The organism is Photorhabdus heterorhabditis (assembly GCF_001280945.1).
In the GTDB taxonomy this organism is placed as follows: Bacteria; Pseudomonadota; Gammaproteobacteria; order Enterobacterales; family Enterobacteriaceae; genus Photorhabdus; species Photorhabdus heterorhabditis.
On record NZ_LJCS01000005.1, the window covers coordinates 64,315 to 78,538 of the forward strand.

General features: G+C 40.3%; 16 protein-coding genes. 5 read left to right on the forward strand and 11 right to left on the reverse strand.

Features of this window, described 5'->3' with window-relative positions; genetic code table 11:
- Positions 1-125: 125 nt before the first annotated feature.
- Entirely contained in the window at positions 126-1,517 is a 1,392-nt protein-coding gene (locus tag AM629_RS03425) for an L-cystine transporter (RefSeq protein ID WP_054476163.1), read from the forward strand.
- Between the two features lie 50 nt (positions 1,518-1,567).
- On the opposite strand, the gene htpX is transcribed toward AM629_RS03425, so the two are convergent.
- The 4 genes from htpX to AM629_RS03445 all read right to left on the reverse strand — a co-directional run bounded on the left by htpX (position 1,568) and on the right by AM629_RS03445 (position 6,164).
- A complete protein-coding gene (gene htpX / locus AM629_RS03430) occupies positions 1,568-2,455 on the reverse strand; it encodes a protease HtpX (RefSeq protein WP_054476165.1) in 888 nt (295 codons plus the stop codon).
- A gap of 340 nt (positions 2,456-2,795) precedes the next feature.
- Positions 2,796-4,847 (reverse strand): carboxy terminal-processing peptidase, encoded by a 2,052-nt coding sequence (prc, locus tag AM629_RS03435; protein ID WP_054476166.1) that lies wholly within the window; start codon positions 4,845-4,847, stop codon positions 2,796-2,798.
- 19 nt (positions 4,848-4,866) lie between these two features.
- A complete protein-coding gene (gene proQ, locus AM629_RS03440; RefSeq protein ID WP_054476168.1) occupies positions 4,867-5,571 on the reverse strand; it encodes an RNA chaperone ProQ in 705 nt (234 codons plus the stop codon).
- A 95-nt stretch (positions 5,572-5,666) separates the two neighbouring features.
- Positions 5,667-6,164 carry a free L-methionine (R)-S-oxide reductase MsrC gene (locus tag AM629_RS03445; RefSeq protein WP_054476170.1) on the reverse strand — a complete coding sequence of 166 codons (498 nt, stop codon included), beginning with the start codon at positions 6,162-6,164 and terminating at the stop codon, positions 5,667-5,669.
- Positions 6,165-6,791: 627 nt separating this feature from the next.
- Here AM629_RS03445 and AM629_RS03450 point away from each other — a divergent pair.
- A complete protein-coding gene (locus AM629_RS03450; protein WP_054476172.1) occupies positions 6,792-7,040 on the forward strand; it encodes a DUF1480 family protein in 249 nt (82 codons plus the stop codon).
- A gap of 237 nt (positions 7,041-7,277) precedes the next feature.
- Here the strand turns inward: AM629_RS03450 and AM629_RS03455 are convergent, their stop codons facing one another.
- The 4 genes from AM629_RS03455 to ftnA all read right to left on the reverse strand — a co-directional run bounded on the left by AM629_RS03455 (position 7,278) and on the right by ftnA (position 9,761).
- Complete coding sequence (locus AM629_RS03455; RefSeq protein WP_054476174.1) at positions 7,278-7,619, reverse strand: YebY family protein; 342 nt, start codon at positions 7,617-7,619, stop codon at positions 7,278-7,280.
- 160 nt (positions 7,620-7,779) lie between these two features.
- Positions 7,780-8,673: a copper homeostasis membrane protein CopD gene (gene copD, locus AM629_RS03460; RefSeq protein ID WP_054476176.1), complete on the reverse strand. Its 894-nt coding sequence runs from the start codon at positions 8,671-8,673 to the stop codon at positions 7,780-7,782.
- A 2-nt stretch (positions 8,674-8,675) separates the two neighbouring features.
- Positions 8,676-9,062 (reverse strand): CopC domain-containing protein YobA, encoded by a 387-nt coding sequence (gene yobA / locus AM629_RS03465; RefSeq protein ID WP_054476177.1) that lies wholly within the window; start codon positions 9,060-9,062, stop codon positions 8,676-8,678.
- A gap of 195 nt (positions 9,063-9,257) precedes the next feature.
- Positions 9,258-9,761 carry a non-heme ferritin gene (gene ftnA, locus AM629_RS03470; protein ID WP_054476284.1) on the reverse strand — a complete coding sequence of 168 codons (504 nt, stop codon included), beginning with the start codon at positions 9,759-9,761 and terminating at the stop codon, positions 9,258-9,260.
- Positions 9,762-10,089: 328 nt separating this feature from the next.
- Between ftnA and AM629_RS03475 the strand changes: the two genes are divergently transcribed.
- Positions 10,090-10,320 (forward strand): DNA polymerase III subunit theta, encoded by a 231-nt coding sequence (locus AM629_RS03475; protein ID WP_054476178.1) that lies wholly within the window; start codon positions 10,090-10,092, stop codon positions 10,318-10,320.
- Positions 10,321-10,369: 49 nt separating this feature from the next.
- On the opposite strand, the gene pip is transcribed toward AM629_RS03475, so the two are convergent.
- From pip to AM629_RS21810, 3 genes are all read right to left on the reverse strand, one after another.
- Complete coding sequence (pip, locus tag AM629_RS03480) at positions 10,370-11,323, reverse strand: prolyl aminopeptidase (protein ID WP_054476184.1); 954 nt, start codon at positions 11,321-11,323, stop codon at positions 10,370-10,372.
- Positions 11,324-11,396: 73 nt separating this feature from the next.
- The gene (gene yebF, locus AM629_RS03485) at positions 11,397-11,771 is read right to left on the reverse strand and encodes a protein YebF (protein WP_054476186.1); all 375 of its coding nucleotides are present in this window, start codon (positions 11,769-11,771) and stop codon (positions 11,397-11,399) included.
- A 113-nt stretch (positions 11,772-11,884) separates the two neighbouring features.
- Positions 11,885-12,058, reverse strand: a complete 174-nt coding sequence (locus tag AM629_RS21810; protein ID WP_072161798.1) for a YoaH family protein — start codon at positions 12,056-12,058, stop codon at positions 11,885-11,887.
- Positions 12,059-12,199: 141 nt separating this feature from the next.
- On the opposite strand from AM629_RS21810, the gene pabB reads away from it, so the two are divergent.
- Both pabB and AM629_RS03495 read left to right on the forward strand, forming a co-directional pair.
- Positions 12,200-13,570, forward strand: coding sequence for an aminodeoxychorismate synthase component 1 (gene pabB / locus AM629_RS03490; RefSeq protein WP_054476287.1), 1,371 nt, complete (start codon positions 12,200-12,202; stop codon positions 13,568-13,570).
- The gene (locus AM629_RS03495) at positions 13,567-14,130 is read left to right on the forward strand and encodes a CoA pyrophosphatase (RefSeq protein ID WP_054476188.1); all 564 of its coding nucleotides are present in this window, start codon (positions 13,567-13,569) and stop codon (positions 14,128-14,130) included. Before pabB ends, AM629_RS03495 begins: the two co-directional genes overlap by 4 nt.
- Positions 14,131-14,224 lie beyond the last annotated feature (94 nt).

Sequence of the window (14,224 nt, forward strand, 5' to 3'; positions counted from 1 at the left end):
TTATAAATAGGAATAATTTAAGCTGATATTATGTTTTACAACTGCTTGTTGTAATGTGTTCGTTCACAAACTTACACGATTCAATACAGCTTATTATCTAATTAATTGAATTCTGGAGTTTGGGAATGAATTTATCACTCATTCTGAATGTGCTCATCTTTGCAGCACTGCTTTTGCTATTGTCAAAAGCCAGTTCACATCAATGGAGTCTGTCGAAAAAAGTTCTTATCGGCCTTGCCATTGGTGTTATTTTTGGCCTAGCACTACAACTCATTTATGGTCCCGATAATGCCACAGTGAAAGAATCAGTATCATGGTTCAACATTGTTGGCAATGGTTACGTACAGCTTTTGCAAATGGTGATTATGCCGCTGGTATTTGCCTCTATTCTGAGCGCAATTGCCAAATTACATAAAGCATCTTCTTTAGGAAAAATCAGTTTTCTAACCATCGGAATGCTACTGTTCACTACAATGATCGCAGCGCTTGTCGGTATCATTATTACCAACCTGTTCGGCTTGACTGCAGAAGGTCTAGTTCAAGGAACCCAAGAAACAGCACGCCTGTCTGCTATCGAAAATAACTATATGGGCAAAGTCTCTGACTTGTCTGTGCCACAGTTAATTTTGTCTTTTATTCCTAAAAACCCATTTGCTGATTTAACTGGTGTCAATCCAACTTCTATTATCAGTGTTGTTATTTTTGCAACCTTCCTGGGTATTGCTGCGTTGCAAATGCTGAAAGATGATCACCAACGTGGTGAGCAAATATTAGTCGCTATCGATACTATGCAAGCATGGACAATGAAATTGGTTCGTCTGGTTATGAGCCTGACGCCATATGGTGTCATGGCTCTGATGACTAAAGTTGTCGCTAACTCTAACATCCACGAAATCGTGAAACTGGGCAGTTTTGTTATCGCATCCTATATTGCACTAGCTCTGATGTTTGTTGTTCATGGGTTTCTGCTCTCTCTTACTGGCATCAATCCAGTAAAATTTTTCAGAAAAACCTGGCCAGCGCTAACCTTTGCATTCACCAGCCGTTCAAGTGCAGCCAGTATTCCACTGAATGTTGAAACCCAGACATTTCGTATCGGTGTACCTGAGTCTATCGCCAGTTTCTCTGCCTCTTTTGGTGCAACAATTGGTCAGAATGGTTGTGCCGGTATTTATCCTGCCATGCTGGCAACCATGGTTGCTCCAACAATAGGAATAAATCCATTTGACCCCATGTGGATCGCGACACTAGTTGGTATTGTAACTATCAGCTCTGCTGGCGTTGCCGGCGTAGGTGGAGGAGCCACATTTGCCGCATTAATCGTTTTACCGGCAATGGGGTTACCTGTAACGTTAATTGCCCTATTGATTTCTGTTGAGCCTCTTATTGATATGGGCCGCACCGCCTTGAATGTAAGTGGTTCAATAACCGCAGGTACAATTACCAGCCAATTGCTGGGGAAAACCGATACAGCCATATTCAATCAGGAAGAAGAAATTAGGTTAAATCAGCTATAAATTTTTAAAAGCTGGGAAACACTCCCAGCTTTTTTACTTCATTCACAATATTATTTATTCAGGTATTGACCACTACGCAGTGCTTCAATACGCTTATCTAATGGCGGGTGAGACAGAAACAGCTCACTGAATGTTTTAGATTTCCCATTAATACAGAACGCCATCATACTGCCCTCTTCTTGCGGCTCATAACTGGTTTTCAGACGCTGTAAGGCAGCAATCATCTTCTCACGGCCCACCAACTTGGCAGAACCTGCATCTGCATGGAATTCACGATAACGAGAAAACCACATAGTAATAATGCTCGCCAGAATACCGAATACTATTTCCAGCACCATTGAAACAACCATGTAAACAATCGGATTACCGGAGTTACTACTCTCTTCTTCGTTATCGTTGCCAGACAGAAAACTTGATACAGCCTGAGCCAACAAACGGGAGATAAAGATAACAAAAGTATTTACTATCCCTTGCAACAAAGTCATGGTCACCATATCACCATTAGCAATATGGCTAATCTCATGAGCGATAACAGCTTCCGCTTCTGCTCGGCTCATATTGTCCAATAGACCAGTACTGACAGCTACCAGCGAAGCATTACGACGCGCTCCGGTAGCAAATGCATTAATATCAGGTGCAGCATAAATCGCAACCTGTGGCATAGCAATATTGACTTGCTCTGCCTGACGACGAACAGTTTCTACCAACCAGTGTTCAATTTCATTTGTTGGCTGTTCTATAACCTGACCACCAACAGAACGCAGAGCCATCCATTTGGACATCAACAGAGAAACAAGTGCTCCCCCGAATCCGAACAGACCAGCCATAATCATCAGACCCTGTACACTACTTCCCTGAATTCCTGTCAGAGAAAGTATTATCCCGAACACCAACATAACAGCAAGGTTGGTGAGGAGGAACAAAGCAATTCGCATCATAATAAACGGGCTTCCTTTATTAATAATCAGTACATTTTCAGAGTTATCCTATAAATAAGGCTATTCTTGCTATATTCAAGGTTTTTAGCTCTTCAAACGATAAAATCAACACAACTTTACAAAATCGTAAAAAACCAACATTAGCCTAACACCTATTGGTTAAGCAAAATACTTTGATACCAAGTAACACAAGGAAATTGTGAAACAGCTCATCCTTCCCGAAAAATAAAAATCATCTCAAAAAAACCGCTTATATACTGAAAGCTAGTATACCGTTCACTCAACGCATCTGAGATGAACGGTATTGGGCATTATTAAACTGGTTATTTAATCTATTGCTCTACTTAGATCGAGATAACACTTTCTCAGCAGGCTGGTGTGCCAAATCAAGCGCAATCTTCACTGACTCATCAAGATATGGATCTGGCCCTTGATAATCTTTAGGTAAATCATCCAGTGATACTAATGGTTTCTTTCCTTCTCGTTTAAAGCGATCATTAATCCGGTTCAATTTCAGAGCATCATCTTCTTTATTCTCTTTCTCTCTTTGTACATAGTTCAGAGAAACAATATTTTTATGCTCTTTCATCTCCTTATAGTGAGCAATGTCCTCATTGATATACTTAAATTCTGGATCATTTGCGATACGAGCATTATGGGCCACAGTTAACTGAGGAACTAACGCTGCAATAACTTTAGACCCCGTATAACGGGCAGGAGGAATGCTATCCCAAGGCAAAGCATTATCTTCAAAACTCTCTCCTGTTTCCGCCGGATCAACCCCCGTTGGCATCACAATATCAGGTGTCACACCTTTACGTTGAGTACTACCGCCATTTACACGATAGAATTTCTGAATCGTATACTGAACAGAACCCAGTGATGGCCAATCAGGCCGCATCATTTGATCGTAAATACGACTCAAAGAACGATATTGTTGAACAGTACCTTTACCAAAAGTTGGCTCCCCAACAATCAAGGCACGCCCATAATCCTGCATTGCAGCAGCAAAAATCTCAGAAGCAGAAGCACTAAAACGGTCTACCAGAACAACCAAAGGCCCTTTATAGTACACCACTTCATCAGTATCAGAATCCTGCCGAATTTTCCCGTTATTATCCCTGACTTGCACCACCGGACCACTTGGCAGAAATAGACCAGACAAAGAAACCGCTTCTGTCAGTGCACCACCACCGTTGCTACGCAGATCTATGACAATAGCACTAACATGTTGCTTAGTTAGTTTCTGTAATTGAGTTTTAACATTATCAGTCAAGCCAACATAAAAACCTGGGATATCAAGAACCCCCACTTTTTCTTTACCGATTGTCTTAACTGACATCTTCACTGCCCGGTCTTCCAGGCGAATCTGTTCACGAGTTAAAGTGACGGTACGTGGTTTCGCCCCTTTAGTATCAGAAATAACCTCAAGCCGTACTTTACTCCCTTTAGGACCTTTAATCAGTGCGACCACATCATCCAAACGCCAGCCAATAATATCCACCATTAGCTTTCCTGATTGACCGACACCGATAATCTTATCACCTACTTTTAGCTCTTTACTTTTGGCTGCGGGGCCACCAGCAACCATAGAATTTATGACAGTGTAGTCATCGTCTATCTGTAATACAGCACCAATTCCTTCAAGGGAAAGACTCATTTCTGAGTTAAATTGTTCAGTATTGCGTGGTGAAAGGTAATTGGTATGAGGATCAATTTCACGAGCAAACGCAGTCATAATCAATTGGAAAACATCTTCACTTTGGCTTTGTGTCAGACGTTTTAACGCAAACTGATAACGTTTGGTCAGCACTTCTTCAATCTCTTTATCATCTTTACCCGCGAGTTTGAGATTGAGCCAATCATATTTAACTTTAGCATCCCAAAGCCTATTCAGCTCTTCTACACTCTGTGGCCAAGGAGCTTTGGACCGATCAACATCAATTGTATCGTTACCATCAAAACTCATTGGCTGTTCAAGACGAGATAAAGCATACTGATAACGCTCAAAACGGCGTTTCTGTAACAGATTAAACAGGTCATACGGGATTTCCAGATTCCCGCTTTCCAATTCCTGGCCCAACAACTTTTTCTTATCAGCATACTGAGCTACATCTGACGCCAGCAATATATTATGGCTGTAGTCCAGTATATTGAGATAACGGTCAAAGATTTTTGCTGAGAAATCACCATCTAAATTAAATTGACGGTAATGAGAACGAATGAAGCGGGATGTTACCCGCTCGCTCACAGTTGAATGCTGAGGCTCTTGTTTCAATATAGGCAATTGCTCAATACGAACAGGGACAGTTGCTGGACTGTTTGTATTTGCATAACAAGTACCAAAAATTGAAACGCTTAAGACAAAAGCCAGTCTGACGAATTTGTTCATGCCTGGGTTGGCCTCCGTATCAGAACTGTAAATGTTCTGCGCGTACAATCATTGCCAGACCAGAAGGCAATTGTACTCGTACGCCATCTTTAGCGACTTCAAGCACAGAGGCATCCATCGAGCTTTTACCTACCCTGACTTTAATTTCCTGACCAATTTTCAGCAATGAAACATCAGCAATCTGAGTCGGTGTAGATTGATTAGGTTTAGCAACAGGTTTATGTGCTTGTTGCTGAGGGCGACTTTGTTGGCGTGGCTGCCGTTTTTCCCCTTCAGTATTATTAGCACGGCGACGAGGAGCCGGCTTCTTGGCAATTGGTCGCTCATTTTTTTCACCGGCAGCTGCATTTTCAGCTTCACGTTTTTTGGCTCTTTGCTCCACACGCTGGGCCTGAACCCGTGCTTTGGCTTCAGTCAGTTGCTGGAGAGCATGCTCAATATGTTCCGCTTCCAATTCACCGCATGGGTTACCATCAAGGTCAACACGTTGTGCTCCCTCTTTAACACCATACAGGTAACGCCAGCTTGATGTGTACAGACGCAAGGCAGAGCGCAATTGTGTTTTACTTAAACATTCTTCGTCCTGAATACGTTCAACGATATCCTGAAAGATACCGATCTTTAAAGGACGAGCTTCACCTTCGGCTACGAAGCAGAGCGGAAAGCGCTCAGCTAAAAAAGCAATGATTTCTTTACTACTATTCAACTTAGGTTGATTTTCCATGAAATTTCCTGATTACAACGGTTTTGCCAACCAGCATAGGCATGAACTGGCGTCATTATAATAGCGTTGCTGATAAATGCCACGTTATCCATATGTTAAGTTACATTCAACTCAACATATTTCGGCACAACGCACTGTTCTAAATGAGCACAGAGCCCATCAATAAGGGCTTGTAAGCCAAATTCATCTTCTTCATCAAACCGATGAAAAATTGTACTATCAATATCTAATACACCCATGATTCTATCGTTTACAAGCAATGGCAACACAATTTCTGCGTTACTAGCAGCATCACAGGCAATATGACCAGGGAACTCATGAACATCATTAACACGTTGAATACGCTTTTCTGATACAGCAGTTCCGCATACCCCTTTGCCAACAGGTATTCTGACACAGGCAACCTTTCCCTGAAATGGCCCCAAAATCAACGTATCACCATCAATCAGATAAAAACCGACCCAGTTAACGTCATTCAGACGTTCATACAGCAATGCACTAGCATTAGCGAGTGTCGCTATTAAGTCATACTCACCAGACAACAGAGCTTTTAAGTCTCCAGTAAGATCCCGATAGAACTCATTTTTATTCATATTGACCTATCCGATGAAATTTACAAAACGCATCTCTATTTTTATATCAAAAAAATATCAAATGCCCATAACAATAAGGTTAACAGCCTGTCACACTGACGTAAATTTTTTACTGTCTCTGTTAAGATATTCTTTATTATATTTATCGAACGTTTATCAAGGTTGGTGAGATATCACACCTCTTACCAAAACACCAAAAGGTGCGGTCAATATAAGTATAATGCATAGTAAACGCCTCTATACCTCCTACAATAAAAATCAGACTGTATTCTCTCACATTGCAAAGGTAAATTATCTGGGAACCAATCAGTAGAGTAGAGAAAAGCAAAACATTCAAACAATTTATCCGTAGAATTATTACACTTGCCATTCTATCATTAACGCTTTTGGCTCCGACAATTACACCAAATAAATATTTCCTACTGAATGTGGAAAAGGCCAAAGAATGACAAAGATGAAAAAAGCAATATTACAAAACTAAGTTTTAGCACAGATAGTTATAACAGCAATATCATCTAACGATTATCCAATACAGGAAATATTATTACTGGCAATCTCAGTCATTTGATCTATTCTCAAATGATGGCCTTACTGGTCGTACCTGTTAATTGAAATTAAGGAGCCATCATGAACCAGACAAAATTGAGAATTTCCAGCTACGAAATTGACGATGCTATTCTGTCCCAACCTTCCGCAGAAGCAGAAGACGATACTACCATTAGCATTCCTTGTAATTCTGACCGCGAACTTTGTATGCAGTTAGATGGATGGGATGAACATACCAGTATCCCCGCCTTATTAAACGACAAACAAATTCTGTTATACAGAAAACATTATGACAAACAAAAACATGCATGGGTGATGAGGGTAGCCTGATGTCCGCAAAACTTCTGACAAAAAAAAGCCGAGTTGACTCCTCTACTCGGCCTAGGGAAAATGGCTCTTAAGAGCCGTGCGCTAAAAGTGTCATTGAGACGTAAAACAACTTATAACTTAAAGCGTAGCTGACATATTACGTTTAAACAACCCATTGGACAATAAATGACCAAGATGGTGTTTATTAAGTCAAATATCACGATATGGCTTAACTCAATGACATTATTTTTTATCGCACTACTTTCTATCACATAGTGTTAAAGCTGCTCTCTGGAATGGTTCTATGCTCATTTTTTGATCCGGATTATTACTGTCATCTAATAGAATAATATCCAGAGACTTAGCATTCACTTTCCCTTCCCTGACCATCTCTGTGGCTATATCATTCAATGGGTATTGCACCAGTGTGCTTGGATTAATCACAAACAAAGCCTTATTGGCTCTGCAATCCAGCATCACTTCCTCCCGAGTAAATGCCCATTTATCACCAAATTGCAGCTTACTCACCGTTTCAATAGGTGCAGCAATACCTTGAAAAGCCAGACAGAATAAGAAAAGTAATAAAAATAAACGTTTCATAATAGTTACCAATGTGTAGATATAAGGGCAAACGAAGCAAATTATCCTCACGTACTACATGTGCGCTCCAATTTCTGCACGTTGTCCGTGTTCCACTATTTATTATCACCAATAAACTGCACCAATAACACCTACTGAAACAAGCTGCCAGTTATAAAAATCAAATCGGCTGATAAGTAGCAAAAACAGCAACACATAATAAAACCAATGCCCCAAAAATAATTTCAATCCAACTACTTATAATCAGCAGTTGATAGCGACCAGGTTGCCTTAGCTTAGGAACCAAGATATAACGGTTAATCAATGCAAGCATCACCATAGCCGCTACTAGCGCTATCTTCAGCCATAGCATTGACTGATACTCAGTACCGCTATACTCCGGCCAATCAGGGAGCAAAATTAAGCTACTTATCATGCCTGTAACGATAATAAGGATTACCGCGATATGACCATAAGTGGAAAAACGCATCATAGAAATCATAACCTGCCTATCCAACCCTACAGCTAGTTCATTCCGTATACGCAAAAATTGCAGGCATAACAAAAACGGCCATAATCCCCCAAACCAGTACCCAGCACTTAATAGGTGAATAACCTGATTAATCTGATGAAGGATACCCAACACGCCATCATGTATTACCGCATGACCTATAAAAGCATGGCAAGACAGCAAAATGGTAGAGCTGATTAACATCAGAATATTTCTGGCTTTTTGGTTATTGATAAACAAGAACCCTGTAGTAACTACTGCAACCAATATTTGCCACTGCCAGATCTTACCAAAGGTTGTTCCTAATACTGCCCGCCAGATTTCTGGATCATAAGTATCCTGCCAGCCATCTCCCATTAGCCCCGCTTGTATCACCAACCAGCCAATTGCTGTTATTAATGCTACAACTGTATTGATAATTACCCCCAAACGGAGGCGGGCATCAATTAGGACAGAGAAGCGATCAGGAACCAACATAGCAGTAAATATGCTGAGACCAAACATCAACATAACTGCCACGAAATGAGTGAAGCGACAAAAGATATAAAGTGCCGCCAGAGACATAATTATTTCACTGTAAAGCTGTAGATGCCTTTAGTCTTATGTCCATCAACCGAAACTACGCTCCAGTCAACATCATATTTACCTGCCACTAGCTTATCTTCGACAGGAAGGATAAGTTTTGTATTAGTTGCAGGATCAAGCCTCAATTGACCAGTTTTGATAGATTTATTTTCCGGGCCAGTCACTTTTACCTTACTGAAATTCAGTTCAATACCTTCTGAAAAGCTCAGAGTAATTACCTGTGGTGCATTTTCCACTGTGGTATCTTCTGCTGGAATTTGTTCTGTTAAATGCGCGTGAGCCAGAGCTTGCTGGCAAGACATACTGATAAACAAGACAACTAAAGCAGATAATTTCCGGCAAAAAGAACGAGTTTTGCTGATAGTCATAAATAACCTCTTAATTTTCAGGTATATTCCTATAAATTAAGGCTATCTTATAACAAAGAAATTATTTTATCCGCGATAACTTACAATGAGAATTTCGTCTTGTGAACTATCGCGCAAAAACAAAGGAAAACTGCGGCACTAGCCTTAAATACCTGAAGTCATTGCCAGCTACTGCCGTTGATTAATTCCGTTCATTCAGATAGGGTTGGCAGCGGCCAGACCTTTCAGATCCTTATCCAACAGGAAGAGCGCCTTACCATCCTCACCAACCATCTCTAGTTTATCAAGAATAGACTTGAACAACTTCTCTTCCTCATGCTGTTCTGCTACATACCATTGCAGGAAATTAAAAGTAGAATAATCCTGCGTTGTTATCGCCAGATGAGCGAGTTTATTAATTTCACTAGTAATAAATTTCTCGTGTTCGTAGGTTTTATTAAGTACATGAGACACGGATTCATAGTCTGTCGAAGGCGCATCAATCCGCCCTAAACGTGGCATCGTACCAGTATCACTCAGATAATCAAATAAGCGATGCATATGCTGCATTTCTTCCTGAGCATGCGATTTAAAAAATGCAGCGGCGCCAGCTAATCCTTTGTCACAGCACCATGCACTCATTTGTAGATATAAATTCGCAGAATAGAACTCCAAATTCATCTGCTCATTTAATTTATTAACCATTTCTTGATTTAGCATAACAAATACTCCCATCATTAATTTACCCGTATTATGCCAATTAAATTTAAATAAAAAAACCCAACAAACAAAAATAAATACAAAAATCATATTACACTGAAATATAACAACATTTTCAACAAAACAAAATAGAAATGAATCTCATTTAATATATTTAAATGAAAATGAATTTTATTTTCAAAATAATCCAACCAAATAAACTCCTATATTTAATGATAATGAATATTATTTATATTCATAAAATTATCGATTCAGTTCTTGCCAGAAAAACCAGTCTGGATTAGCTTTATCATTTTGTGAATTAGAATTTTAATTCAGGGAGACACTCATGGGACATAATCTGGCTGAACTTTCTACAGAAAAGATGGATAAAATCAATGTTGATCTGGCAGCATCTGGTGTAGCTTTTAAGGAACGTTACAATATGCCAGTACTTCCTGATGCGGTTGAGCAGGAACAACCCACATACCTTCGAGAGTATTTTCAACAACGTTTAGTGCATTATCGTCAATTATCCAAACAATTTTCCCGCTTACCCTACGACCCCAAAAATCGCTAGCCATCCAGCAAGAATTAATAACCACCGGATAACCGGTGGTTATATCAGATTACTGCTCAGCAAACTTATCCGTTGCACTAATAAGTTGATGTAAAATACCCGGCTCATCAAATGAATGTCCAGCTCCTTCAATGATGTGTAATTCTGCTTCTGGCCATGCCTGCGCTAGATCCCAAGCATTTTGCACTCGACAGGCCATATCATATCGACCATGAATAATAACTGCCGGAATATTCCTTATCGCGTCAATATTATTCAACAGTTGCTGCTGCTCATTCATAAAACCCTCATTAATAAAATAATGATTTTCAATTCGGGCAAATGCCAGGGCAAACTCATCTTCTGTAAAAGACTCCACATTATCCGAAGGAAGTAATGTTACCGTCTCCCCTTCCCACAAGCTCCAGAGGCGAGCGGCTTCTAATTGAATTTGACGATCATCACTAGTCAATCGTTTGTTATACGCACCAATAACATCCTTTCGTTCTTCCTCCGATAAAATAGAGACAGTTCGTTGCCATTTATCCGGGAAGAAATTAGAAGCGCCATCCTGATAATACCAATGTAGCTCTTGTGGCCTTAGCAGGAAAATCCCCCGAAGAATCAGTTCAGAAACTCGCTGAGGATGAGCCTGTGCGTAAACCAGAGATAAAGTTGAACCCCATGAGCCGCCAAATACCAGCCATTTTCCTACCCCCACCAATTGACGTAAACGTTCAATGTCTTCAACCAAATGCCAGGTAGTATTATTTTCCAGACTGGCATGAGGTTTTGAACGCCCACAACCACGCTGATCAAACAACATGACATGATATTTCTTAAGATCAAATAGTCGGCGGTGGTAAGACGCAATACCACCGCCCGGCCCGCCATGAATAAATACGGCGGGCTTACCCTCAGGATTACCACATAATTCCCAATAGATTTGGTGACCATCGCCTGTGTCCAAATAACCAGAACGGTAAGCTTCACAGGCCGGATATAACTTTCTCAATTCTGACATAACATCCCCTTTACTGGTTAACACCAGATCTGGTGTCCATCTGATGACGGTTAGAGATAACTATCAGAAAATGTTATTTCAGTTCGCTATAGCTAATTGTATTTTGCTGACAATCAACGATCACCCTGTAATCTTTGTCACGCTTAGAACCACGAACAGTAAGTGGAACTTTTAACACATCTTTATCACCCGTGATATTTTCTGCATTTACCCACGCCACCGGTGTAGAAGTTCCCAACTGTTTTCTATCTTCTGACCAACGGTTAATACGGTTTTGCAGAAAATCTCGCTTTACCTGAGCAGCAATCTGCGATTTGGTTAAATTATTGCAGGAAACAAATTTATCAACACGTTTGCTCTCTGACACAGCAAATACGGTAAATGAAACCGTAAACAAAAACGCAGCACCTGATAAGCCAACTCTGTTAATGATATGACATGCTTTCATACTACCTCCTGTTAATATCTCAAAATAAGAGATTAAATATGGAGCTAACCTAACATGCTAGGTAAAAAAAATGTGTGATTATTGTTAAATAAATAATTTAATTATGTTCATTTTTAATCATCAAACACCACATTAACCTGCTCTTGACCTCTATGCTTCTCGCGAAGCTCCTGGGCAACCAGCGAAATGGCTTCTCCACTGCTCATTCCTTCAGCCATCAATTGCTGAATTTTTTCCACTGCCAGTTGCTGTTCCTGATGAGATAATGTTGGCATACCTGAAAACACGAGAATAACCTCAATAAATTGATCGACAACTAAGAGTATAGCGATTTTTAACTCAGGTAAGGAGTGGATTTCTATGTTAACCTCTGGTGATTAAAATTAATGACAACTTTTGCGTTGCTATTGTTAAAACCAACACCACAAATGAATACTTCATTGCAAAAACGACAATTACCTTATCAATCAAATGCCGCCATCAACTATTTCGCGACGATTTCAAACCAGCCCTGGGCAATGCTGCTCCATTCTGGCTCTGCAAACCATTCCCATAACCGGTTTGATATTCTGGTTGCAGAACCACTGATCACTCTCCTCAGTCAGGGTAAGTCAACCGAAATAAATAAGTATGGCACTACCTCTATTGCTGAGGAAGATCCCTTTTACCTGCTAAAAAAACAGCTAGAAAATTTAAATATCACCGCAAAATTTAATTCTGATTTGCCATTTCAAGGCGGTGCATTAGGTTTATGGGGATATGACCTTGGACGTTGTATTGAGGAATTACCGTCACAAGCTAAAAATGAGCTGTCATTTCCAGATATGGCAATAGGTATTTATGACTGGGCTTTGATTGTCGATCATCACAAAAAAAAGGTGACTCTATTAAGTCACAGTGACGCTGATGCGCGTCTAAACTGGCTTATATCCCACGGAAACTCGCCAGAAACAACCTTTATGCTGACCACCGAGTGGCAATCAAATATGAGTGCGGAACAATATAATGAGAAAATTTGCCACATTCATGACTATCTGTTAAATGGTGACTGTTATCAAGTTAATCTGTCACAACGATTTTGCGCTGACTATCAGGGAAATGAATGGCAGGCATTCGTGAAACTTAATAAGAGCAATCGTGCACCTTTTTCTGCCTTTATCCGTTTACCAGAAAACAGCGTGATCAGCGTTTCTCCTGAACGTTTCTTACTCCTGGAAAATAAACAAATTCAAACTCGCCCTATCAAAGGCACATTACCGCGCTTAAATCAGACTGAAAAGGATACATTACAGGCTGAAAAACTAGCAACATCGAAAAAAGACCGAGCCGAAAACCTGATGATCGTCGATTTGTTGCGTAACGATATTGGTCGAGTAGCCACACCAGGTTCAGTTAAAGTTCCTGAACTATTTGTGGTTGAACAATTCCCTGCCGTTCATCATCTGGTCAGCACAATTACCGCAACACTACCCAATGAACAGCATGCCATAGATTTATTACGAGCCTGCTTTCCCGGCGGTTCTATCACTGGCGCCCCGAAAATCAGGGCAATGGAAATAATAGAAGAATTAGAGCCTCACCGCCGACATGGATATTGTGGTTCAATTGGCTATATTAGTTTCTGCGGCACAATGGATAGCAATATCACTATTCGTACCCTATTGACCGAGAAAGGAAAAATATATTGTTGGGCAGGTGGCGGAATTGTTGCAGATAGTATTGCTGAAAAAGAGTACCAGGAAACATTTGATAAATTGAATCGTATTTTGCCACAACTAGGGAAAATAAAATCGATATGATGCTACTATCTAATTTCATTAACAGATTTCAGTTACAACTTCCACCACATCCTAAACGGCCTTCAAATAACCGCCGCCATGCGGCGGTATTATTACCGATCATCAGCAAGCCGAGACCAACACTATTACTAACTCAACGCTCAATCACTTTACGATCACATGCCGGTCAAGTAGCCTTTCCAGGTGGTGGTGTTGATCCTGAAGATAAATCAATAATCGCCACAGCACTACGGGAAGCAGAAGAAGAAGTTAACATACCTCATCAGAAAGTTCAGGTTCTGGGGAAACTCCCTCCTTTAGACAGCATTAGCGGCTATCTAGTCACCCCAATTGTCGGATTATTACCCCCCGGACTGCCTTTCCATAACAATCCGGCAGAAGTTTCCAATATATTCGAAGTTCCTCTATCTGATGCACTTTCACTGTCGAATTACCATCATCTTGATGTTAGCCGCCGTGGTCAACAACATCGTATCTATTTTTATTGGCATCAAGGACAACTCATTTGGGGCTTGACAGCAGCAATAATTCATCAATTAGCTCAACAGATTCAAGTTTGATCTGTATCATTAGAAATAATCAATTTGTGTTTTTTTCATCCATTTTTGTCACTGTTGCTATCATAATTCAAAAAAAGCTGTAAACTCCCTTATC

Excerpts from the sequence above, each read along its gene's own strand:
- AM629_RS03425 (WP_054476163.1), top strand. The coding sequence starts at position 126 with ATGAATTTATCACTCATTCTGAATGTGCTCATCTTTGCAGCACTGCTT.
- htpX (WP_054476165.1), bottom strand. The coding sequence starts at position 2,455 with ATGATGCGAATTGCTTTGTTCCTCCTCACCAACCTTGCTGTTATGTTG.
- prc (WP_054476166.1), bottom strand. The coding sequence starts at position 4,847 with ATGAACAAATTCGTCAGACTGGCTTTTGTCTTAAGCGTTTCAATTTTT.
- proQ (WP_054476168.1), bottom strand. The coding sequence starts at position 5,571 with ATGGAAAATCAACCTAAGTTGAATAGTAGTAAAGAAATCATTGCTTTT.
- AM629_RS03445 (WP_054476170.1), bottom strand. The coding sequence starts at position 6,164 with ATGAATAAAAATGAGTTCTATCGGGATCTTACTGGAGACTTAAAAGCT.
- AM629_RS03450 (WP_054476172.1), top strand. The coding sequence starts at position 6,792 with ATGAACCAGACAAAATTGAGAATTTCCAGCTACGAAATTGACGATGCT.
- AM629_RS03455 (WP_054476174.1), bottom strand. The coding sequence starts at position 7,619 with ATGAAACGTTTATTTTTATTACTTTTCTTATTCTGTCTGGCTTTTCAA.
- copD (WP_054476176.1), bottom strand. The coding sequence starts at position 8,673 with ATGTCTCTGGCGGCACTTTATATCTTTTGTCGCTTCACTCATTTCGTG.
- yobA (WP_054476177.1), bottom strand. The coding sequence starts at position 9,062 with ATGACTATCAGCAAAACTCGTTCTTTTTGCCGGAAATTATCTGCTTTA.
- ftnA (WP_054476284.1), bottom strand. The coding sequence starts at position 9,761 with ATGCTAAATCAAGAAATGGTTAATAAATTAAATGAGCAGATGAATTTG.
- AM629_RS03475 (WP_054476178.1), top strand. The coding sequence starts at position 10,090 with ATGGGACATAATCTGGCTGAACTTTCTACAGAAAAGATGGATAAAATC.
- pip (WP_054476184.1), bottom strand. The coding sequence starts at position 11,323 with ATGTCAGAATTGAGAAAGTTATATCCGGCCTGTGAAGCTTACCGTTCT.
- yebF (WP_054476186.1), bottom strand. The coding sequence starts at position 11,771 with ATGAAAGCATGTCATATCATTAACAGAGTTGGCTTATCAGGTGCTGCG.
- pabB (WP_054476287.1), top strand. The coding sequence starts at position 12,200 with ATGAATACTTCATTGCAAAAACGACAATTACCTTATCAATCAAATGCC.
- AM629_RS03495 (WP_054476188.1), top strand. The coding sequence starts at position 13,567 with ATGATGCTACTATCTAATTTCATTAACAGATTTCAGTTACAACTTCCA.